The sequence below is a fragment of the Variibacter gotjawalensis genome, assembly GCF_002355335.1.
GTDB classification, from domain to species: domain Bacteria; phylum Pseudomonadota; class Alphaproteobacteria; order Rhizobiales; family Xanthobacteraceae; genus Variibacter; species Variibacter gotjawalensis.
The window spans coordinates 3057102-3079356 of record NZ_AP014946.1 but is presented as its reverse complement, the minus strand read 5'-3'; the positions used below and the strand labels follow the sequence as shown (position 1 = coordinate 3079356).

Below are 22255 nucleotides of genomic sequence, written 5' to 3'. Positions count from 1 at the left end.
ATATCACCTAAGCTGAAGCTTGAAAGGTCTGGTCGGCGGCGCGCGAAGCGATCGCCTCGCGATAGATGGCGAGCGTCTGGGCGGTCACGATGTCGTTGACCCAGGTGCGCTCGAATACTGATCGTGCGGCTATTCCCATGCGACGCGCCTGGGCGGGATCGTCATGAATTCGGTGGAGAGCTGCTGCGAGCGACGCTGCGTCGCCCGGCTCTGCGAGCAAGCCGGTCACGCCTTCGTTGATGAGTTCCGGCATCGCGCCAATCCGCGAAGCGACGACGGGAGTCCCCGCCGCGAAAGCCTCCGGGATCACAGTCGGCAGGCCTTCGTAGCAGATCGACGGGACGACGACGGCGGCGGCACGCGACATCGCGGCGCGAACCGCTTCGCGGTTCTGCTGTCCGAGGACACGCAGGCCGGTGACATTTTCCAGCTCGGGCATCAGCGGACCGTCGCCGATCACCGTGATGGGCTGCGAAACGAGCGCGGCGGCCTCAGCCAACACCCGGACGCCTTTCTCCTCGCTTAGGCGGCCGACGAACAGAATGCCGGACCGTTCACCGGTCGCCACCGGACCCGGATCGTCGATCCCGTTCGGCTTGATGGTGAGGCGTGCGGCCGGCAATCCAGCAGCCAGGAAGCGTGCCCGAGCAAAATCGGAGAGGACGATGAAGCGGTCGACGTCACGAAGCCACGTGCCGGCGCGGCGGTGGTGGTCGATCATGCGAGCGACCGCCAGCGTGCCGACTTTTGAGCCGCGATAGCAGCCGAAGCGGACGGACTGGAAAGGCGAACCGCTAACGCAGCGCTCGCATGGGCTTCCCTCGCGAAGCAACAGGCCGTTGGCGCACATCAGGCGGAAGTTGTGGAGCGTCTGGACCGTGGCGGCTCCGAGCTCGCGCACGGCGCCGTGAACGGCCGGAGAGATCAGCGGGAATGTGTTATGGACATGCACAACATCCGGACGGAACCGGTGCGCGGCTTCGACGACGGTCGCGATGCCCTGCGGCGCATGCGGTGTCTGAACGGCCACCCGCAGGCGGTCGAATGAGGTCTGGATCGCGGAATTATCGAGAATTACAGCCTCGACGTCGACGCCGGTGGCACGGAGCGTCGCGATTTCGCGCTCGACGGCCGCATCCTCGCCGCCCGGGATCTGGTAGCGGTTGTGGACGAAAAGAACGCGCAGCGGCGTAGCCTGACGCGCGTTTCGCGTGTCAGCGTCGAATTCCATGTCTGCGGTAATGGTTGCCGTCATAAGCCTCTGGCGATGCGCAAAGGCACCGAAGTGAAACACAGCTTTGCTGTGGCAATCATTGGAGCAATAAGGTTGCCAGCCGTGCCGTCCCAATCCGACGCACAACGGTGCGCCGTATGGTTACCGCGGTCTTTCTCTGCATGCTCCGAAGAAGGAAATTCCGAACGTGCCAGCCAAGCCAGACGTCACGCGTTTGATCGAGATCATGGCGGCGCTGCGCACGCCCGGTTCCGGCTGCCCTTGGGATATCGAGCAGACCTTCGCGACGATTGCGCCTTACACGATCGAAGAGGCATACGAGGTGGCGGATGCGATCGAGCGCAACGATCTCGATGATCTACGCGATGAGCTCGGTGACCTATTGCTGCAGGTCGTGTTTCACGCACGCATGGCCGAGGAGGCCGGAGCGTTTGCGTTTCAGGACGTCGTCCAGGCGATCTGCGATAAGTTGACCAGGCGGCACCCACACGTCTTTGGTGACGCTGGCAAGCTCTCGGAGGCTGAGGTCTCGAAGCTGTGGCAGAAGATCAAAGCTGAGGAGAAAGCAGCCCGCGCCGCGCGGCGTGGTGCCGAGCCGCCGCGGCTCCTGGGCGAGGTGCCGACGACCCTCCCTGCACTCAGCCGTGCACTGAAGCTTCAGGCCGCTGCGGCTAAGGTCGGTTTCGACTGGTCAGAGCCCGAGCCAATTTTGGCGAAGATCCGCGAGGAGCTGGACGAAGTCGTCGATGCGGCACGGACTGAGCCCGAAAAGATCGGCGAGGAGATCGGCGATTTACTCTTCGCTGTCGCGAACCTCGCACGTCACCACAAGGTCGATCCCGAGAACGCTCTGCGCGGCGCAAATGCGAAATTCTCGCGCCGCTTTGCATTCATCGAGGATGCGTTATCGCGCGCCGGAAAACGTCCTGACGACTCGACGCTGGAAGAGATGGATGCGCTATGGGATGCCGCGAAGATTGCCGAGCGTGATGCTTAATTCGCGGCGTGAGCCGTGTGCGGAAACCGGCTGTTGATGAGGCCGGTTTTGCTCCGGTCGACCCGTACGCGCAGCAAGACGGAACCATCCGACTCTTCGGAGCGATCGAGCACCTCGGCGTTGCGGTAGAGCCAGCTGACGCCTTCGCCGTCTTCGGGTGGGAGCCTCAGCGAGAAAACGGAACGCGCCTCGGCGAGCCGCGCTTCGATCGCGGCCGCAACGCGATCCATCCCCTGCCCGGTCAGCGCCGACATCGGCACGGCGGGACGTGTCGCGGGGCGACGCGCCGCAGCGTTTTCCAGCGCGGCCTGCTCAGCTTCCGGCAACGTATCGATCTTATTCCAAAGCTCGATGACGTTGACGCTTTCATCCACGTCGATGCCGAGTTCGCGCAGCACATCCTCGACGTCGCGTGCCTGTGCGTCCGTATCCGGATGCGCGATGTCGCGCACGTGGAGAAGGATATCCGCTTCGAGCACTTCTTCCAGCGTCGCCCGGAAAGCTGCGATCAGCGTCGTCGGCAGCTCCGAAATGAAGCCGACGGTGTCCGAGAGGATCACAGTCGCGCCGCTCGCTAACCGGATCGCCCGCAGCGTTGGGTCAAGCGTCGCGAATAGCATATCGGCAGCGAGGACATCGCCGCCTGTCAGACGATTGAACAGCGTCGACTTGCCGGCATTCGTGTATCCGACCAAAGCCACGATTGGATACGGAACGCGCTTGCGACTTTTCCGATGAAGCGCACGTGTACGCTTCACGGTTTCCAGATCGCGTTCGATCCGCGCGATGCGGTTTTCGATAAGCCGCCGGTCGGTCTCGAGCTGTGTCTCGCCTGGGCCACCAAGGAAACCGAAGCCGCCGCGCTGACGCTCAAGATGCGTCCACGAGCGAACGAGGCGGCCCTTCTGATAATTCAGATGTGCAAGCTCTACCTGAAGCGTGCCTTCATGGGTACGTGCACGTCGCCCGAAGATCTCCAGGATGAGCCCGGTGCGGTCGAGCACCTTGGCGTTCCAAGCCTTTTCGAGATTGCGCTGCTGAACCGGCGATAGTGCGCAGTCGACGATGACGACACCCGCTTCTTCCGCACGAATGATGCCGGCAAGTTCATCGACCTTGCCGCTGCCCATGTAAGTCGCCGGAGTAACGTTGGAGAGCGGCACGACGGCTGCGTGAGCTATGGTGAGATCGATCGCGAGGGCGAGCCCCACTATCTCCTCCAAACGCGCGTCGGACTCCCGAGCCGGTGTAGCAGAATCTTTGTTGTGATCCTGGCCGCGCCGAACCTTCAAATAGGGGCCGAGGACAACAGCACGTCCTGAGCTGGACTGTTCTGTGGCTGAAATCCCCGGTGTGAGCTCACGCTCGCGCGAATCCAATGCTAGCCCTGTTCTCCGTCTTCCTCGAACAGCTGTATCGGCTGTCCGGGCATTATGGTCGATATAGCGTGCTTGTAGACAAGCTGCGAGTGCCCATCTCGTTTCAGGAGAACGCAAAAGTTATCGAACCAAGAAACGACACCTTGCAGCTTCACGCCATTGACCAAAAAAATCGTCAGCGGTGTCTTGTTCTTACGAACATAGTTCAGAAAAGTATCTTGTAAATTTTGTGTACGCTCAGACGCCATAGCCCCAATCCATTCTTTGCCACGTCGCCCGGCCCGAGCGTGGCCGCCGTAGTACCCCGGCGTTTCCAAATTGCTGTGAACTCACCCTGCCTTGTGAATCCATGCCTCATTAGATTGTACGACTGATGAGTGTGCAAGACCTTGATCTGGTATATCAATCAGTATCGCGCGGCTCATCCTTCGCATAAGTTGCAGTTGTTAGACTGCAAACGATTTCCGCAACTTCTGCGTTAATTCGTCTCCGCAAAGCGATGGAAATCGCGACGCAATGCGAGCGACAACATGCCAGGCTCACCGTTCGCGACGGTGCGTCCATTGATCGAAACGACCGGCATCACAAGCTGGCTTGCCGACGTCACGAACGCCTCGCGCGCCGTCTGTGCTTCCTCGACCGTGAACGCACGCTCTTCCAGTTTCAGGCCGTGATCCCTGAGCACATCGAGCAGCACGGTGCGCGTGATACCGCGCAAGATTGCGCTATCAGCTTTGCGCGTGACCACGCGGCCATCCTTGGTGACGATCCAAGCGTTGCTCGATGAGCCTTCGGTGACCTTGCCGCCCGCGTCGACATACCAAGCTTCTTTTGCGCCCGCCTCGCGCGCCGCTTGCTTGGCAAGAACGTTCGGCAGCAGCGACACCGATTTGATGTCGACGCGCGGCCAACGGTTTTCCGGAACGGTGATCACTGCGATGCCTTCGTTGGCGGTCTTCTCGCCTTTGGTCGCATCGATCGACCGCGCCGTGACGACCACGCCCGGCATCGTGCCCTTCTTGGGAAATGCATGATCACGTGGCGCGACACCGCGTGTGACCTGCAGGTAAACGATTCCGTCGCGAACGCGATTGCGGCGCACGGTCTCACGAAGGATCACACCAAGCGATGACAGCGGCATCGGCGCATCGATGCGGAGTTCGGAGAGAGAGCGCAGCAGCCGCTCCATATGGCGACGCTCGTCGATCAGTCGCCCGCCCCTCACCTCGCACACTTCGTAGACGCCGTCGGCGAATTGATATCCGCGATCCTCGACGTGAACCGCGGCCTCGCGGTGAGGCACGTACATTCCATTAACGTAGGCGATGCGCGACACGCTTGAAGCTCCGGGTGGTTCTGGTTCTTAGCCGATGCCGAGGGCTTTGAGCTTGCGGTGAAGCGCCGAGCGCTCCATTCCGACAAACTCGGCCGTCCGCGAGATGTTACCGCCGAAGCGGCTGATCTGCGCGACAAGATATTCGCGCTCGAACACTTCGCGCGCCTCACGCAACGGCAGGCCCATCAGCTGCTCGCCGCCATTGCCGTTCGGCATCGCGGGCACCATCGACCCGACGTCCTGCGGCAGCATCGACGCCGTGATAACAGCGTCAGCGTCGCCGCCGGCGAGGATCATCAGACGCTCGACGTTGTTGCGCAGTTGGCGCACGTTGCCCGGCCAATCGTGCGATTGCAGGATCGCCATCGCGTCTTCGCCGATACGGCGGCGCGGCAGGCCGGTCGAATTGGAGATTTGCTCCATGAAATGCTCGACCATCTCGGGGATATCTTCGCGACGCTCCGCAAGAGGCGGAACACGGATCGGGACGACCGAAAGCCGGTGATAGAGATCTTCGCGGAACTGCCCTGCGGCAATCGCAGCTTCGAGATTCCGGCTCGTCGATGAGACGATGCGGACGTCGACGTTGACCTTGTTGATGCCGCCGACGCGCTGGAATGTTTGATCGACCAGCACGCGCAAAATCTTGTTCTGCGTCTCGCGCGGCATGTCGGCGATTTCGTCGATGAACAGCGTGCCGCCATGCGCTTCTTCGAGCGCACCAACCCGCCTGCCCTCGCCGGCCTGTTCGACACCGAAGAGTTCGATCTCCATATGCTCGGGCGTGATCGCCGCCGCATTGATAACGACGAACGGGCCCTGCGCGCGCTCCGATGCAGTGTGCAGCGTGCGCGCCGTGAGTTCCTTGCCGGCGCCGGAGGGGCCGATAATCATGATGCGGCTGTTGGTCGGAGCGACTTTTTCGATGATTTGACGAAGCTGGTTCATCGGCGTGGAGCGACCGACGATGCCGCTTGCCTGCGGGTTCGATTGTTTGAGCTGCTTAACCTCACGCTTGAGCTGCGCGGTTTCAATCGCGCGTGTCGCGACCAAGACGAGACGATCGGCTTTAAACGGCTTCTCGATGAAGTCGTAAGCGCCGCGGCGGATCGCCGAAACAGCCGTCTCGATGTTGCCGTGGCCGGAGATCATCACGACCGGCAGTTCCTGATGCTCCTGCTTGATCGCATCAAGCACCTGCAAGCCATCGAGCTTTGAGCCCTGCAGCCAGATGTCGAGGAACACCATGCTGGGCCGGCGCGCTTGAATCGCGGCCAGCGCTTCGTCGCTGTTGCCAGCAGTCCGCGTGCCGAAGCCCTCGTCATCGAGGATGCCCGAGACCAATTCGCGAATGTCCGCCTCGTCGTCGACGATGAGGATATCAGCCGCCATGTTGCGCACCCTGTGGTTCTTTACTGTCTTGAGCCGGCGCTACGTTAGCCGCCGCCTTGCTGTCGCTGAATTGCAGCCGCATCCACGCGCCGCGGCCGCCCTTGGCAACCTCGGGCGAGTCGTTGAGTTCGATGCGGCCGCCATGCTCTTCCAAAATGCGTTCGACGATCGCGAGGCCGAGACCTGTGCCCTTCTCGCGCGTCGTCACGTAGGGCTCGAGCAGCCGGTTACGGTTCTCTTTCGGCAGGCCGATGCCGTTGTCGATCACGTCGATGACAATGTCCTCGCCATCGCGCTTCACCGTAACTTTGATGAGGCCCTTGCCGAGTTCTTCCGTCGGCACGGCCGCAACAGCTTCGGTCGCATTCTTCACGATGTTCGTGAGGCCCTGCGAGATCAGGCGGCGGTCGAAGCGCGCCAGCATCGGGTCTTCATCGATCGTGTATTCGAAGTCGATGTCGGGATTGGCAACCTGCTGCAGGAACACGACCTGACGCACCGTATCGGCGACGTCGTCGTTGCCCATCACGGGCTTCGGCATACGGGCAAAGCGCGAGAACTCGTCGACCATGCGCTTGATGTCGTCGACCTGGCGCACGATCGTATCGGTGCATTGCTCGAAGACGGCTTTGTCCTCGACGATGACTTTTCCGTATTTGCGTTTCAGACGCTCGGCAGAGAGCTGAATTGGCGTCAGAGGATTTTTGATTTCGTGCGCGATGCGTCGCGCGATATCGGCCCAAGCGGTCGAACGCTGCGCCATGACGAGATCCGTAATGTCGTCGAGCGTGACCACGTAGCCGTGTTCCTCGCCCGGTGCTTGTTCGGTGGTGACGCGAACCGAAAGATTGCGCTCGCGTGAATCGCGCGCGATCGCGAGTTGACCCTGCGCCATACGCTGGCCGCCCGAACGCGCGGCGGTGAGCAGCGGCTCGAGCTCAGGCATCAGGTCGACGAGGCGCACGTTGAGCGCCTCGGCTTCGGGCTTGCCGAGGATCTTCTCGGCGGAGCGGTTGAGGATGGTGATGCGCTCTGCTGCGTCGAGGCCGATCACGCCGGCGCTTGCGCCTGCGAGCACGGCCTCGGTGAAACGGCGTCGACTATCCATCGTATCGCGCGCCGAAACGAGATCGTCGCGCTGGCTGCGCAGCTCCTGCGTCATCTTGTTGAACGTCTCGCCGAGGTTGGCGAGATCGCCTTCCGATCGACGCACCGGAACCTGCACGAAGAGATTGCCGGTCGAGACCAAGTTCGCCGCGCCAATCAGTCGGCGAATAGGTGTGACGAGGCGATTGGCGAAGTTCAGTCCGAGCCACGCGGACGACAACAGCAAGATCAGTGCGATCACGGTGTACATGAGGCCGAAGGCGACTTGCACACCTGGCCGGCGCGCCTCCAGGCCTTCGTATTCGGCCACAGCGAGTTGCGTCTGGCGCAGCTGTTCCAGCACTTTCGGCGCGAGCGGGCGCGCGACATAGAGATACGTATTTTCGTAGCCGTGCAGGCGAATGACCGACGCCACCTCGCCCGAGTCCGGCACGAGCGCGATGCGCGGCTCCGTCGTCGTGATCGCCTCGAGCGCTTGCTTCGGCGGCAGCGGCAACTGCCGGCCGTCGGGCAGGCCGAAGCTTTCGAGAATTTTTCCGTTGGTGTCGAACAGCGCGACGATCTGCAATCCGCGATATTGCGACTGCGCGGCGAGGAATTGCTTGAAGCGCTCGCGATCTTGATCGAACAGCGGCTTCGCGCGACCGGCGTCGAATGCCGTTGCGACGATGTCGCTGCGGATCATCTCCGCATGCTCCCGCACATACGCTTCTGCGACGGTGATCGAATTCGCGATGATCGCGCGCGTGCGCGTCGAGAACCACTGGTCGAGGCCGCGATCGAGCGTGATGCTGGCGACAATCGCGACCAACACTGCGGGCAGCGCCGCGATGATCGAGAACAACGCGACAATCCGCACATGCAGGCGCGAGCCTGCCTGGCCGTGCCGCCGCGCTTGAACAATTTTCGCGATTTCCCACGTGATGATCGAGAGCAGGAGCAATGCCGCGACAGCGTTCGCTATCAACACCGAGACGACCACGTCGTGCGTCGGCGCGATCGGTGTGAGATTGGTGAGGACGAGGAATGTGACAAGCGCCGACAGCAGCGCGAGCGTTATCGCGGCTGGTCCGAGGAAACGCGTTCCAAGGCGCGGTGCAGGCACCGCCCTTTCCATCTCGGTTTGAGGTATCTCTTCGACGGCCGCCATACAAAATCCAGCACGGGTCTCGCCTGGCGCCACATTAGCGGCCGAGTCAGCGTCCCGAGTTGTTGGTGCTTTTGTACAACAATGTTGCCGGATTGCGACGAATCCACGGCAGCATCCCCAATTTCATGGGGATGCCGTGAAACTTCGGCTCAGCTGCCGCCGCGATAGACTTGGATATCCAAGTCTCTGATCTTCTTACGTAATGTGTTCCTGTTGACGCCTAGAAGGTCGGCGGCGCGAATTTGGTTGCCCCGGGTGGCCGCCAAAGCAGCAGAAAGCAGCGGTTGTTCCACCTCTCTGAGGATTCGATGGTAGAGACCAGGAGGCGGCAGACGCCCCTGGAATCCCGCAAAGTATCGCGCGAGATGCCGTTCGACCGAGGCGCTCAGGGTCTCCTCGGTCTGCGGCTCCGGCGCTGACACCGCCGATGTTTGATTGAGCTCCGCATCGACAACGGCAGCTGTAATGACCTCGTGTGGATAGAGCGCCGCCATGCGGCGTGCCAGGTTTTCCAGCTCGCGGACGTTGCCGGGCCAGCGATAGCGCTTGAGGCGATCGACCGCGTCGGAATCGACGCGCTTGGGCGGCAGACCTTCGCGCTCGGCGATCGTCAGAAAGTGCCGGATGAGATCGGGCACGTCCTCACTGCGCTCGCGCAGCGGCGGCAGTCGCAGCGGCACGACGTTGAGGCGGAAGTACAAGTCTTCGCGGAAGAGACCTTGCGAGATCAGGATGCGAAGATCCTTGTTCGTCGCGGCCACGATACGCACGTCGGTCTTGATCGGCGTGCGGCCGCCGACGGTCGTGTATTCACCTTGCTGCAGAACACGCAGCAAGCGCGTCTGCGCCTCCATCGGCATGTCGCCGATTTCGTCTAGGAAGAGTGTGCCCCCTTCGGCCTGCTCGAACCGGCCGGCGCTACGCGTGTTGGCACCCGTGAATGCACCCTTCTCGTGGCCGAACAATTCGGACTCGATAAGATCACGCGGGATCGCTGCCATATTGATCGCAACGAACGGGCCGTTGCGGCGCTTGCCGTAATCGTGCAGTGCGCGCGCAACCAGTTCCTTACCGGTGCCGGATTCGCCGTTGATCAGCACCGTCAGATCGGTCTGCATCAATTTCGCGAGGACACGGTAAATCTCCTGCATCGCAGGCGAGCGGCCAACAAGCGGGATCGAATCCAGCTCTTCCGGTTTCCCCATCTGCGGACGCCTATCGCGTGGCTCCGACAGCGCCCGGCCAATGATCGCGATGAGTTCTTTGAGATCGAACGGCTTCGGCAGATATTCGTAAGCGCCCCGCTCCGACGCGCGGATCGCGGTCATGAATGTGTTTTGCGCGCTCATGACGATGACGGGCAGCTCCGGCCGCGCCTTCTTGATGCGCGGCAGAAGATCGAAAGCGTTTTCGTCCGGCATCACGACGTCCGTGATGACGAGATCACCGTCGCCTTGGCTGACCCAGCGCCATAGCGTCGCCGCGTTGCCGGTCGAGCGCACCTCGTATCCGGCGCGTGACAGGGCCTGATTGAGCACCGTACGAATTGCGGTGTCGTCGTCGGCCACAAGAATGTTGGCTGCCATTGGCGGAGACCTTTATTTCACACTTGGCGTAGCGCCGGACTGCTTTGTTAAATGTGCGGTCGAATACATCGGCATCAGAACGCGGAATGTCGTGCGGCGTGCTTGCGACTCGCATTCCACGATGCCGCCGTGATCGCCGACGATCTTCGCAACCAATGCAAGGCCGAGGCCACTCCCGCTCGTCTTGGTCGTGACGAACGGATCGAACAGGTGCGGCAAGAGATCGTCGCTGACGCCCGGGCCGTTGTCCTTCACGCAGAACTCCAGCGGCAGAGAAACGCGCGCGCTGTTGCCGGGGACCGACAGGCGAACACCGGGACGAAACGCGGTGGTCAGCTGAATCTCACCGTCTTGCGTATCGCCTATGGCTTCGGCGGCGTTCTTCACGAGATTGAGGAACACTTGAATCAGTTGATCCCGATTGGCCAGCACCGGCGGCAACGACGGATCGTATTCTTCAACAAAGTTGATGTGACGGCCGAAACCCGTCTGCGCCAGCTTCTTCACGTGCTCGAGGACTGCGTGAATGTTGACCGGTTCGCGGTCTATGGGGCGTTCGTCGCCAAAGACTTCCATGCGATCGACGAGCTTCACGATCCGATCGGCTTCGTCGCAGATGAGACGCGTCAGAACGCGGTCGTCATCATTGCTCGATTGTTCGAGCAATTGCGCGGCACCGCGGATACCGGACAGCGGGTTCTTGATCTCATGCGCCAGCATTGCGGCCAGCGCGATGACCGAGCGAGCTGCGCCACGATGCGTCAACTGGCGATCCATTTTGTCCGCGCGCGTGCGCTCTTGAAGCAGCACGACGACGTGCCCCGGATGCTCCGCCAACGGCGCGACGTACAGATCGACGATGCGTTCGCCGGGATTGCGCGGCGTTTCAAGGTCGACACGATATTCGTTCACGGCCGCGCCGCGTTTGCGCACCTGTTCGATCAACGCCAGCAACGGACTGCCGAACGGCACGAGATCGCGCACGACCTGACGACGCAGCAGTGCGCTCGACACCGCAAAGAACGACTCGGCGGCGGCGTTGGCGTCGGCAATACGGCCGTTTTGCGCAACGATCATGATCGGATGCGGCAACGCATGGACGACCGCATCGGACGGCGAGAAGGCAAGGCCTGAGTGGACTTCCGCAATGCTCATGCGGCGCACCTTTCTTGTTCTATCGCGTCGTAGAAATCGACGACGCTGGCCGAGACCCTAGTGGGATCATCTGACGTGAGGATTTCCTTGCGAAGGTCTTGCAGCCGCTCGCCCGGCCCGGCAGCTACATCGAGAGACGCACGCAGATGTTTACGCACATGGCGAACACCGACCGCCTTACCGTGAAGGGCTAGCATTCGGTCGTAGAGTTCGAGCAGCATGTCTCGCTGCGCCGACAGGCTCGGGTCTTTCGGCTTTGCGCCCGGCTTTGCACCGGATTGCAGATACGCCCCCACCTGCCCGACCAGCCATGGACGTCCGACGGCCGCACGGCCGATCATCACGGCATCCGCGCCGGATTTGTCGAGTGCCTCTGCCGCGCTCATGCCGTTCGTGATGTCACCGTTGACGACGACCGGAATATTCACGGCTGCGCGCGTTGCCTGAACGGCACGCCAATCGGCACTGCCCTTGTAGAACTGGCAGCGGGTCCGGCCATGCACCGTAATCATCACAACGCCGGCAGCCTCAGCGCGCTGTGCGAGTTCCGGAGCGTTGAGCGTGTCGTGATCCCAGCCGAGTCGCATCTTCAGCGTAACGGGAACCGACACGGCTCCGACGGTCGCGTCGATCAAACGCTCGGCGTTGTCGAGATCGCGCATCAACGCAGAACCCGAGTAACCGTTTGTAACCTTGCGCGCCGGACAGCCCATGTTGATGTCGATGACGTCAGCACCTTCGGCTTCGGCGACTCGGGCTCCTTCCGCCATCCATTGGGCCTCGCACCCTGCGAGCTGCACGATGTGCGGACCTGCTCCGCCGGCATGCAGCCGTTGAAAGGCATCAGCGTCGCCTTGAACAAGAAGTTCGCTTGCGGTCATCTCGGATACTACAGCCCCTGCGCCGAGCCTTGCGACAAGACGGCGAAATGGGGCATCAGTAACGCCGGACATCGGGGCAAGCAGTGCCCGATTGGCGACCGCGATCGGCCCTATAGAGAAAGGCAACCGCTCCAAGTCACCAACTGCTGCGTGTGGCGCAATGCCCATCATTTAGGCGAACCATGTTCTGCTCAGACTTTAGTCAATTCGTGATAGCGCATCAAGTGCTGCAATGCAAAAAAACCAGCTTTGCGGGTGCTTGGACGAGGGCCTGTGGATGAGGCCGAAAGTTGCTGCTGTTATTGTCGCCGCCGGGAGCGGATCCCGCTTCGGCGGAAGCCCGAAGCAATATCGCTATCTCGACGGTTTGCCGATCGTCCGTGCCGCAATCGCGACTTTCGCTTCTCACGAGAATATCGATCATATTCAGCCAGTTATACGATCCGGTGACAGTGAGATATTCGCTCGCTCCCTAAGCGGAATTGAGACGCTTCCCGCGGTGCCGGGCGGCGCCACCCGACAAGCCTCGGTGCGCGCCGGCCTCGAAGCCTTGGCCGCGCTGAAGCCCGATATCGTCCTGGTGCACGATGCCGCACGCCCCTTCGCGACGGCGGAACTGATCACAAATGCGATAGCGGCCGCCCAAACCTTCGGCGCTGCGGTCCCTGGACTGCAGGTTGTGGACACGGTGAAGGTCGTTGGTGAAGACGATCTCGTGATCGATACCCCTGACCGGTCTCGTCTGCGGACTGTGCAGACGCCTCAAGCCTTTCGCTTCGCTCCCCTGCTCGATGCGCATCGCCGCGCCGCCGACGAAGGGCGCGACGGCTTTACGGACGATTCCGCGCTTGCCGAATGGGCAGGCCTCCGCGTCAACATTTTCGAAGGTGAGCGCTCCAACGTGAAGATCACAACTCCGGACGACCTGCCCGACTCGCGCGCATCGAAGGCCGCACTCACGGACGTTCGTACTGCGACGGGCTTCGACGTGCATTGCTTCGAGGATGGCGATCATGTCTGGCTCGGCGGCGTGCGCATTCCGCACGAGAAAAAACTTTCCGGGCATTCAGACGCCGACGTTGTTCTCCATGCGCTGACTGACGCTCTTCTCGGCGCGATCACGGACGGCGATATCGGCTCGCACTTTCCGCCTTCAGACGAACAGTGGCGCGGCGCGTCATCCGACCGCTTCCTCGCTTTCGCGGCAGAGCGCGTGCGGCAACGCGGCGGCGTCATCACGCTGCTCGATGCGACACTACTGTGTGAAGCGCCACGCGTCGGACCGCATCGCGACGCGATGCGAGCGCGCATCGCCGAGATCGCAGGTATCACGGCCGACCGGGTGGCGATCAAGGCGACGACGATGGAGCAACTCGGCTTTATCGGTCGCCGCGAGGGGATTGCCGCGATGGCGACCGCGACCGTGCGTTTACCCGAAAGCAAATAGCGATGGACACCGAAGTCATCGCGTCCGCGGAGCGAACGTTGGCGCTCTATCGCGAACGCAAGATGACGATTGCGACCGTGGAATCGTGCACCGGCGGGCTTGTCGCCGGCGCGTTGACAGAAATTCCCGGTTCGTCAGAAGTCGTTGACCGCGGGTTCGTTACATATTCCAACGCTGCAAAGATGGCACTCGTCGGCGTGTCCGCCGAAGTGTTGGAGGCACACGGCGCGGTGAGCCGCGAAACGGCGGAGGCGATGGCGCGGGGCGCACAAGAGCGCGCCGGCGTCTCGGCCGCTGTCGCGATCACGGGCGTTGCCGGTCCGGGTGGCGGCTCGGCGGCGAAACCTGTCGGCCTCGTGCACTTTGCTGCCGCGCGAAGCGGTAAGACGCTCCATCGCGAGAAGCGGTTCGGCGATCTTGGGCGTGCGGAAATCCGGCGACGATCCGTACTCGAAGCGCTCGACCTGTTGCGGGAAATTGCGTCTTAGCTGATGGCTAAATCTCGCCGTGTTGTCGGTGTGCTATTGGCGGCGGAATCATAAGAAACGAGGAACGCCATGAAACGGGCTGCTGCTGCTTTCCTTTTTGCTTTGGGCATGACGACGGTCAGTGCCGAAGCACAGACGCTGAAGGATTTGCTCGACAAACTTAAGGCAAATTGGAATGCGCCGACTGAGCCGTTTCGCGTCGCCGGCAACATCCACTACGTCGGGACTGCAGGGCTTGGTTCGTGGCTCATCACCTCGCCGCAAGGCCACATCCTCATCGATACGGGACTTGTGGAAGCCAATTCGCAGATCAAAGCGAATATCGAAAAGCTCGGCTTCAAACTCACCGACGTGAAGCAACTCCTCAACACGCACGCGCATCTCGATCACGCGGCGGGGCTTGCGGAGTTGAAGAAAGAAAGCGGCGCTCCGCTCGCTGCGAGCGCGCTCGACAAGCCGATCCTCGAAGGCGGCTACTATCCCGGACAAGAGGATGAGAAGGCGCTCGACTTTCCGGCCGTGAAAGTCGACCGCGTTGTCGGCGAGGGCGACAAGATCACGGTCGGCGATACGACGATCACGGCCGTGATGACGCCAGGCCACTCGCCTGGCTGCACGAGCTGGATGATCCCGGTCAAAGAAAACGGCAAGGACTACACGGCGTTTCTGTTCTGTAGCGGCACGGTCGCGCTCAACAAGCTCGTCGGCAAGCCGACGCATCCGACCATCGTCGAGGACTATCGCAAGACGTTTGCGCGTGCGCGCGACATCAAAGCCGATATCTTCCTCGCGCCACATCCCGAAATGTTCGGCATGAAGGAGAAGCGCGAGCAGATCCGCGATGGCGCCCCAAACCCATTCATCAAGCCGGGCGAGTTCAACACTTACGCGGCGACGATGGAGACTGCATTCGAAGAAGCGTTGAAGAAGCAGACGGCAGCGCTCGAGAAGAAATAGTCCGTCACGCTTTCACGGCGCGGCCGTAAATTTGGTCGGCGCGCTTCTCGAACGCGTCGGCGAAACGGCGGAAGGCAGCGTCGAAGACGCTGCCCATCACCATGCCGAGCATGCGGCTCTTGAACTCGTACGAGATAAAGAACGCGACGTCGCACGACGTCTCGTCGAGCACGGTAAAACTCCACCGATTGTCGAGACGGCTGAATGGACCGTCGAGATACTCGACGCCGATCTTGAGGTTCGGCTTGTTGAGCGTCACGCGGCTCATGAAGGTCTCGCGCAGCACAGCGTAGGACACCGTCATCTCGGCAACGATGATATCCGTGCCCTCCCCGCCTTCGGCGCGACGGCGAATGCGCAACTTCTCGCAAAGCGGCACGAATTCCGGATAGCGCTCAACGTCCGCGACGAGATCGAACATGTTCTCGGCGCTGTGGGCAACGCGGCGGCTGGTTCGATATTGCGGCATTAGTTCTTCCCGCCAAGAAACGCGGTCACACTCCGGCGCGAGGCAAGTACAATCAGCCTCTGATCCGGCCGCAGTCGGGCAACGTATTCGACAATTCCCGGCCGTTGAATTTGGTTGAAGGTCCAAATGTAGCGCAGAAATTCCCAATCAAATCGCTCGGGGCAACCTTCAGCCATACCGAATCGCACTCGGCCGTAGTTCTGAAGAGTTCTTGTCAGCACCCCGGCGAGGCAAGTCCATCGCGGGAAATCGAGCCAAATGACTGCCTCCGCTCGTTCGCGCCGGACCTCTCCCGCATGTCCGAGAAATGTGCCTTCGATGATCCACTTGGGTTCGGCCGCCACCGTCGCGACACGCGCGGCAAACTGCTTCCCGTCAGGTTCCGTCCAACCCGGTTGCCAGAACATTTGGTCCAGCGAGTGCAGAGGCAGTTGCAGTTTTTCGGACAGTACGCGCGCCAAGGTCGACTTGCCGGCGCCGGAGCACCCAATCACAAGCACGCGCTGCATAACCGCACTCAGGAGCGGCGCTGCGCTTCGCGGGCAGCACGGAGGCGCACAAAGTCGTCGCCGGCGTGGTGCGATGAACGCGTCAGCGGTGACGCCGACACCATCAGGAAGCCCTTGGTGTACGCAATCGTCTCGTAAGCCTTGAATTCATCCGGTGTGACGAAGCGCTGAAGTGCGACGTGTTTACGGCTCGGCTGCAGATACTGGCCGATGGTGAGGAAATCGACATCCGCGCTGCGCAGATCATCCATCAGCTGCAATACTTCGTTCCGCTCTTCACCGAGGCCAACCATGATGCCGGACTTGGTGAACATCTGCGGGTCGAGTTCCTTGACCTGCTGCAGCAACCGGATCGAATGGAAATAACGCGCGCCCGGTCGCACCGTCAGATAGCGCGACGGCACCGTTTCGAGATTATGGTTGAAGACGTCCGGCTTTGCCGCAACGACGGTCTCGAGCGCGCCTGGCTTGCGCAAGAAGTCCGGAGTCAGCACTTCGATCGTTGTCGTCGGGCACGCTTTGCGGATTGCCGTGATCGTTTTGGCGAAATGTTCGGCGCCGCCATCTGCGAGATCGTCGCGATCGACCGACGTGACGACGATGTGGCTGAGGCCGAGCTTCGCGGTCGCGTCAGCAACCTTTTCGGGTTCGGCAAGATCAAGCGCGCCCGGCAGGCCGGTCTTCACATTGCAGAAGCCGCACGCGCGTGTGCACGTGTCGCCCATGATCATGAAGGTGGCGTGCTTCTTTTCCCAGCATTCGCCGATATTCGGGCAGCCGGCCTCTTCGCAGACCGTGACGAGGCCGTTTTCGCGAACGATCTTATGCGTGTCGCCAAAGCCGCGCGAGCCCGGCGCCTTGACCCGAATCCAGTCGGGTTTGCGCAGGATCGGGGTGTCAGCGCGCGCCGCCTTTTCGGGGTGGCGCGGCTTGGTCGAGTGGTCGAGAACGACAACCATGGGCGAAGGTCCTGTATGACCTCTTAGGTAACGATCCCGACCCGATTTGTGAAGGCGCTATTCGAGGCCCGGGATCGCAACCAGAAGCAGAAAGCCGTTTATCATCAATAGGCCGCCCACGATGCCGATGGCGCCCCCGAAGAATGCCAGCCAGGCAACGCCCGCGATGATGGATACCGAGATCAGCACGATCGATATCTGCAGAAGGGCCTCGGCGTAGTCGAAATACGGGTCCTTACGCAACGCGATGTCGCGCTTTTTGGTCTCTTCGCGTGCCTTCACGAGCAGTTCCTTCTTGCCCTCGTTGGTTTCAGGCTCGGATTCGTAGCGCGCGACGGTCTTGCGGTATGTGTCGAGCTTCTTGCGCCAATGCTCCTTCTGCTCCGCCGGCAACGCCGGATCGTGCAGGGTCGCAAATTCCGCGTAGTCAGCGGCGAGCTCGAAACCCATCTGACGCTGGTTTTTGGCTTGATAGAAATTGAACAGGTTTGACGCCTGGATGTTGCTGTTGAGGGCATCCTTGGTGGCGTTGTTGCCGCCGAGACCCGTGATGGCGAGCAGCATCGCAAAGAATGCGATTGCGACCGCGGCCCGCTGCTTGAATCTGTCGGACTCGCGGTCCTTGTCCATCATATCCGCGGCTTCATCGGCTTGCATGGCTTACCTCTACGCTGTGTTTCGCAAAGGTATGACCCGGAATCCGCGGCAATGTCAGGGCAGAACGACGAGAACATACTGCGAACCGAGAGGCACCAGATCTCCGTTGTCACATGTTGAGCACGCGGCCATAAGCATCGAGCACAGCTTCCTTCATCATCTCTGAGAGCGTCGGATGCGGGAAGATCGTGTGCATCAACTCTTCCTCTGTCGTCTCGAGATTCATCGCGACCGCGAAGCCCTGGATCAGCTCGGTGACTTCTGCGCCGACCATGTGAGCGCCGAGCAGTTGTCCGGTCTTCTTGTCGAAGATGACTTTGACAAGGCCCTGATCCTCGCCGAGTGCGACGGCCTTGCCGTTGCCAACGAACGGGAAGCGGCCGACGCGGATATCGCGACCGGCCTCTTTCGCCTTCGCTTCGGTCAGGCCGATCGATGCGATCTGCGGGTGGCAGTACGTGCAGCCCGGGATCATCGCTTTATCCATCGGATGCGGATGCAATCCCTTGATGGCCTCGACGCATACCACGCCTTCATGCTCTGCTTTGTGCGCGAGCATCGGCGGTCCAGCAACATCTCCGATAGCGTAGATCCCCGGCACGTTCGTTCGGCAGAAGTCGTCGATGGCGATGCAGCCGCGTTCGATCTTCACGCCGAGTTTTTCGAGACCGATGTTCTCGACATTGCCGACGACGCCGACAGCCGAGATCGCGCGATCGGCTTCGATCGTTTGCGTACCGCCTTTTGCGTCTTCGAGGGTCGCAACGACCTTGTCGCCCTTCTTCTCCAGCTTCGTCACTTTCGTGCCGCTGTGAATTTTCATCCCCTGCTTTTCGAGCGCCTTGCGCGCGAAGGCAGCGATCTCGGCATCCTCGACTGGGAGGATTTGCGGCAGCACTTCGACGACCGTCACCTCGGCGCCCATTGTGCGATAGAACGATGCGAACTCGATGCCGATGGCACCCGAGCCCATGACGATCAGCGACTTCGGCATCTTGTCGGGGTTCATCGCCTCGAAATACGTCCAGACGAGTTTGCCGTCCGGCTCTAGCCCAGGCAACACCCGCGGGCGCGCGCCGGTCGCGACGATGATGTGCTTTGCCTGATACGCACCTGGGCCAAGTGACCCTTTCGGCGCTTCGGTCTTCGATTCCTTCACGGTGATCTTGCCGGGCGCGTCGATCGTCGCCTCGCCCCAGATCACCGAGATCTTGTTCTTCTTCATCAGGAAGCCGACGCCGGTGTTCATGCGGCCAGCGACGCCGCGAGAGCGTTTGATCACGGCAGCCGGATCGAACTTCACATTCTCGGCGGAGAGGCCGTAGTCCTTCGCGTGCTGCATGTAGTGATAAATTTCGGCGGAACGCAGCAGCGCCTTCGTCGGGATGCAACCCCAGTTCGAACAGATGCCGCCGAGGAACGAGCGCTCGATAACGGCGGTCTTGAAGCCGAGCTGCGCGGCACGAATGGCCGTCACATAGCCGCCAGGGCCCGATCCAATAATGATGATGTCGAATGAAGTATCGGCCATGGCAAATTCCTAAGGTATTTCCTCTCCGCGCAGCATCTTAGCGGTCTGATCGCTCGGGGCAATCAGGCCGGCGGCGGAAAAGTGAAGGCCGAGGCGGAGCCCCGGCCTTTTCGCATTGCACTCGAATTATTTACTGAACGACGAGCTTCAATTCTTCGACGACCGGCTTCACTTTTGCGACCTGCGCTTTCAACATCTCACGCATTTCGGCTTGTGAGGAACCGCTGGGCTCGGCGCCGACCTCAATCATCTTCTTGGCGATATCCTCGCGCTTAGCAGCCGCGGTGATTTCCTGGCCGAGCTTGGCAACGACCTCGGGCGGCGTGCCGGCCGGTGCGAAGAAGCCGTTCCAGCCCTGCAGTTCGAGATTGGGGAAACCAAGCTCGCGGACTGTCGGGACATCCGGAAGCGCCGGTGAGCGCTTCTCGCCATGCACGGCGATCGGTGTGAGCGAGCCAGCTTTCGCATGCTGCAGCGATGTCGAGAGTTGATCGCCGCCCAGCTGGATGCGGCCAGACAGCAGCTCCTGCACGAGCGGCGCAGCGCCACGGAATGGCACATGGTCCATCTTGATGCTCGCGTCGCGCTTCAGCAATTCCCCGATAAGATTCATTACGCTCCCCGGCCCGGTCGAGCCGTAGAACAAGGGGTCTTTCGTCTCCTTCGCGAAGGCAACGAATTCCTTGAGGTTCTTCACCTTGGTCGACGGGTGCGCGAGGAGCAGCATCGGCACATAAGCGCCGACCGAGATCGGCACAAAGTCCTTCTCGATATCGTGCTTCGCGCGTCCAGCATACTGAAGCGACGATGTTGTCGTCGAGAATGTCAGATTGTGGAACAGCAGCGTGTAGCCGTCCGCGGGCGCGCGCGCGACCTGCTCGGCGCCAATCGAGCCACCACCGCCGCCGACGTTTTCGACGAGGAAGGTCTGCCCCATCGTCTCGCCGAGGCGTTGCGCGAACAGGCGCGCCAGCATGTCGGTAGTACCGCCGGCCGGAAACGGAACGATGATGCGGACATTCTTGTTCGGGTAACTGGCTTGCGCACGAAGGACCGACGGCGCGGCGACCAAAGCGGTGCCTGCTGCTGCGGTGAGAAGAACCTGGCGGCGCGTGATTTTGTTGTTGTTCATTGTAGCGTCCTCTGTGGATCTTTTTCGTTCTTTATCGGCAATTGAAGTGACCGCGCTCGCGACTGTCAATGCGGCGCGTGGCAGCGCCCTCGTGACACTAAACCAAGGCGCGGTCGCGAGCCGCCCGCCTCCGCACGATCAACCAGTGGATGGCAATCGCGATCAGTGACGGCACGATCATGTAACCCAAGATCAGAGTGTCGGCTTTTACGGTGCGGATTGAGCCTTGCGCGATGATGATGACAATCTCGCCTGCGATCACGAGCGCGACCGTTATGCCGGTCAGCCACAGCGCACAGCGGTCGATGCTCCAATGCGCGAACAGCGCGATGCCGAAGACAATGGAATAGATCTGGGTCGCGAGAATGAAGATCACGATCGCGATGACGAACTCGAGATCCGCCTTCGCATAGACGGCGAGCAAGTTTTGCACGATGCCGCCGACCAGCAGCGAAGCGAAGAACGCGAGGACGAGCGTGAAGAGCTTGCCCACGCGCTGCGTCCGCTAGACCAGCATTCCCATCGGATGCTCGATGAGCCCCTTGAAGGCTTGCGCCAACTCGGCCGCCAACGCACCGTCGACCGCGCGATGGTCGGTCGACAGCGTGACCGACATCACGGTAGCGACGGCCGGCGCGTTATTCTTGACAACAACGCGCTTTTCGCCGGCGCCGACCGCGAGGATCGTTGCATGCGGCGGGTTGATGACGGCCGCAAAATCCTTCACGCCGAACATGCCAAGGTTCGACACCGCCGTCGTGCCGCCCTGGTATTCGTCGGGCTTGAGCTTACGGTTCTTGGCGCGCGCCGCGTAGTCCTTCATCTCGTTCGAGATGGTGGAGAGTGTCTTCGTTTCAGCCTGGCGAACGATCGGCGTGATCAATCCGCCTGGGATCGAGACCGCAACGCCGACGTCTGCGTGCTTGTGCTTGAGCATTGCGCCTTCGGTCCACGAGACATTCGCATCCGGTACGCGGATGAGCGCAATGGCAAGCGCCTTGATGATGAAATCGTTGACCGAGACTTTGTAGGCCGGCTTGCCGTCCTTGTCCTTCGGCGCTGCGCCGTTGATCTGCTCGCGCAGAGCCAGGAGAGCATCGAGTTCGCAGTCGAGCGTCAGATAGAAATGCGGGACCTGCGACTTCGCTTCGGTGAGACGGCGCGCGATGGTCTTGCGCATGCCGTCGTGCGGGATCGTTTCGTACGAGCCTTCCGGGAAGAGCGCGCGGATTTTGTCGTCGCTCGGCGGTGCCGACGCCGGGGCACTTGCGGCAGCGGCTTGCGGCGCGGCGCCGGGAGCAGCAGCGGCCGCTTTGAGACCCTTGCCGTCCTTCGCCTGCTCGACGTCGCGCGCGATGATGCGGCCATGCGGGCCGCTGCCTTCGACTCGGCCGATTTCGATCCCGGCTTCTTTCGCGAGACGACGCGCCAGCGGAGATGAGAAAACGCGACCGCCTTGCCCGTTTGCTTTCGCGGCAGCGGGCACGGCTTGCGGGGCAGGAGCAGCGGCTGGCGCCGCTTTCTGCTCCGGAGCTTTTTCCGACGCCTTCTCGGAGGCTTTCTGCTCGGCAGGCTTCGCGGCTTCCTGCTTCGCGGCGGGCGGCGCCGACGCTGCGGCGCTTGCAGCCGCCGATACGTCCTCGCCCTCGCCCGCGAGCACCGCAATCAGCTGATTGACCGGCACGTCCGATGTGCCGGCCGGCACGACGATCTTGGCGAGCGTGCCTTCGTCGACAGCCTCGACTTCCATCGTCGCCTTGTCGGTCTCGATCTCGGCGATGATGTCGCCGGGCGCGACCTTGTCGCCCTCTTTTTTGAGCCACTTGGCGAGGTTGCCCTTTTCCATCGTGGGCGACAGCGCTGGCATGAGGATGTTGGTGGGCATCAGG

At 61.5% G+C, this 22255-nt stretch carries 21 protein-coding genes; 4 read left to right on the top strand and 17 right to left on the bottom strand.

The genetic code is table 11. The features are described 5' to 3' along the window. Window positions 1-7: 7 nt before the first annotated feature. A complete protein-coding gene (locus GJW30_RS14970) occupies window positions 8-1255 on the bottom strand; it encodes a glycosyltransferase family 4 protein (protein WP_245408521.1) in 1248 nt (415 codons plus the stop codon). A gap of 166 nt (window positions 1256-1421) precedes the next feature. Between GJW30_RS14970 and mazG the strand changes: the two genes are divergently transcribed. Continuing rightward, entirely contained in the window at window positions 1422-2231 is an 810-nt protein-coding gene (mazG, locus tag GJW30_RS14965; protein ID WP_096356675.1) for a nucleoside triphosphate pyrophosphohydrolase, read from the top strand. Here the strand turns inward: mazG and hflX are convergent. The 8 genes from hflX to dusB all read right to left on the bottom strand — a co-directional run bounded on the left by hflX (window position 2228) and on the right by dusB (window position 12388). Beyond that, window positions 2228-3610 (bottom strand): GTPase HflX, encoded by a 1383-nt coding sequence (gene hflX / locus GJW30_RS14960; RefSeq protein ID WP_096356673.1) that lies wholly within the window; start codon window positions 3608-3610, stop codon window positions 2228-2230. The genes mazG and hflX overlap by 4 nt on opposite strands. A 2-nt stretch (window positions 3611-3612) precedes the next feature. Then, window positions 3613-3858 carry an RNA chaperone Hfq gene (gene hfq / locus GJW30_RS14955; protein WP_096356671.1) on the bottom strand — a complete coding sequence of 82 codons (246 nt, stop codon included), beginning with the start codon at window positions 3856-3858 and terminating at the stop codon, window positions 3613-3615. Between the two features lie 230 nt (window positions 3859-4088). Further along, window positions 4089-4946, bottom strand: a complete 858-nt coding sequence (locus GJW30_RS14950; protein ID WP_096356669.1) for a D-amino-acid transaminase — start codon at window positions 4944-4946, stop codon at window positions 4089-4091. Window positions 4947-4973: 27 nt separating this feature from the next. Next, a complete protein-coding gene (gene ntrX, locus GJW30_RS14945; RefSeq protein ID WP_096358854.1) occupies window positions 4974-6338 on the bottom strand; it encodes a nitrogen assimilation response regulator NtrX in 1365 nt (454 codons plus the stop codon). Continuing rightward, on the bottom strand, window positions 6328-8595 hold the full coding sequence (locus GJW30_RS14940; RefSeq protein ID WP_096356667.1) for a sensor histidine kinase NtrY-like: 2268 nt from the start codon (window positions 8593-8595) through the stop codon (window positions 6328-6330). The genes ntrX and GJW30_RS14940 overlap by 11 nt, the downstream gene beginning before the upstream one ends. 149 nt (window positions 8596-8744) lie before the next feature. Beyond that, complete coding sequence (gene ntrC, locus GJW30_RS14935; protein ID WP_096356665.1) at window positions 8745-10181, bottom strand: nitrogen regulation protein NR(I); 1437 nt, start codon at window positions 10179-10181, stop codon at window positions 8745-8747. A gap of 12 nt (window positions 10182-10193) precedes the next feature. Continuing rightward, window positions 10194-11336: a two-component system sensor histidine kinase NtrB gene (locus tag GJW30_RS14930; RefSeq protein WP_096356663.1), complete on the bottom strand. Its 1143-nt coding sequence runs from the start codon at window positions 11334-11336 to the stop codon at window positions 10194-10196. Continuing rightward, window positions 11333-12388, bottom strand: coding sequence for a tRNA dihydrouridine synthase DusB (gene dusB, locus GJW30_RS14925; RefSeq protein WP_430727079.1), 1056 nt, complete (start codon window positions 12386-12388; stop codon window positions 11333-11335). The genes GJW30_RS14930 and dusB overlap by 4 nt, the downstream gene beginning before the upstream one ends. 106 nt (window positions 12389-12494) lie before the next feature. On the opposite strand from dusB, the gene GJW30_RS14920 reads away from it, so the two are divergent. The 3 genes from GJW30_RS14920 to bla all read left to right on the top strand — a co-directional run bounded on the left by GJW30_RS14920 (window position 12495) and on the right by bla (window position 15109). Beyond that, entirely contained in the window at window positions 12495-13664 is a 1170-nt protein-coding gene (locus GJW30_RS14920) for a bifunctional 2-C-methyl-D-erythritol 4-phosphate cytidylyltransferase/2-C-methyl-D-erythritol 2,4-cyclodiphosphate synthase (RefSeq protein ID WP_430727078.1), read from the top strand. A 2-nt stretch (window positions 13665-13666) separates the two neighbouring features. Beyond that, window positions 13667-14152, top strand: a complete 486-nt coding sequence (locus GJW30_RS14915) for a CinA family protein (RefSeq protein ID WP_096356659.1) — start codon at window positions 13667-13669, stop codon at window positions 14150-14152. 69 nt (window positions 14153-14221) lie between these two features. Continuing rightward, a complete protein-coding gene (gene bla / locus GJW30_RS14910) occupies window positions 14222-15109 on the top strand; it encodes a subclass B3 metallo-beta-lactamase (RefSeq protein WP_096356657.1) in 888 nt (295 codons plus the stop codon). 4 nt (window positions 15110-15113) lie between these two features. Here the strand turns inward: bla and GJW30_RS14905 are convergent, their stop codons facing one another. From GJW30_RS14905 to GJW30_RS14870, 8 genes are all read right to left on the bottom strand, one after another. Then, window positions 15114-15578, bottom strand: coding sequence for a type II toxin-antitoxin system RatA family toxin (locus tag GJW30_RS14905; protein ID WP_096356655.1), 465 nt, complete (start codon window positions 15576-15578; stop codon window positions 15114-15116). After that, complete coding sequence (locus tag GJW30_RS14900; RefSeq protein WP_096356653.1) at window positions 15578-16087, bottom strand: P-loop NTPase family protein; 510 nt, start codon at window positions 16085-16087, stop codon at window positions 15578-15580. The genes GJW30_RS14905 and GJW30_RS14900 overlap by 1 nt, the downstream gene beginning before the upstream one ends. An 8-nt stretch (window positions 16088-16095) precedes the next feature. After that, on the bottom strand, window positions 16096-17046 hold the full coding sequence (lipA, locus tag GJW30_RS14895) for a lipoyl synthase (RefSeq protein ID WP_096356650.1): 951 nt from the start codon (window positions 17044-17046) through the stop codon (window positions 16096-16098). Between the two features lie 57 nt (window positions 17047-17103). Continuing rightward, window positions 17104-17703, bottom strand: a complete 600-nt coding sequence (locus GJW30_RS14890) for a DUF4337 domain-containing protein (protein ID WP_096356647.1) — start codon at window positions 17701-17703, stop codon at window positions 17104-17106. 109 nt (window positions 17704-17812) lie between these two features. Continuing rightward, the gene (gene lpdA / locus GJW30_RS14885; RefSeq protein ID WP_096356645.1) at window positions 17813-19234 is read right to left on the bottom strand and encodes a dihydrolipoyl dehydrogenase; all 1422 of its coding nucleotides are present in this window, start codon (window positions 19232-19234) and stop codon (window positions 17813-17815) included. 130 nt (window positions 19235-19364) lie between these two features. Continuing rightward, complete coding sequence (locus GJW30_RS14880; protein ID WP_096356643.1) at window positions 19365-20366, bottom strand: Bug family tripartite tricarboxylate transporter substrate binding protein; 1002 nt, start codon at window positions 20364-20366, stop codon at window positions 19365-19367. A gap of 97 nt (window positions 20367-20463) precedes the next feature. Beyond that, window positions 20464-20859: a hypothetical protein gene (locus tag GJW30_RS14875; RefSeq protein ID WP_096356641.1), complete on the bottom strand. Its 396-nt coding sequence runs from the start codon at window positions 20857-20859 to the stop codon at window positions 20464-20466. A gap of 12 nt (window positions 20860-20871) precedes the next feature. Beyond that, a complete protein-coding gene (locus GJW30_RS14870) occupies window positions 20872-22251 on the bottom strand; it encodes a pyruvate dehydrogenase complex dihydrolipoamide acetyltransferase (RefSeq protein ID WP_096356639.1) in 1380 nt (459 codons plus the stop codon). Between the last annotated feature and the right edge of the window lie 4 nt (window positions 22252-22255).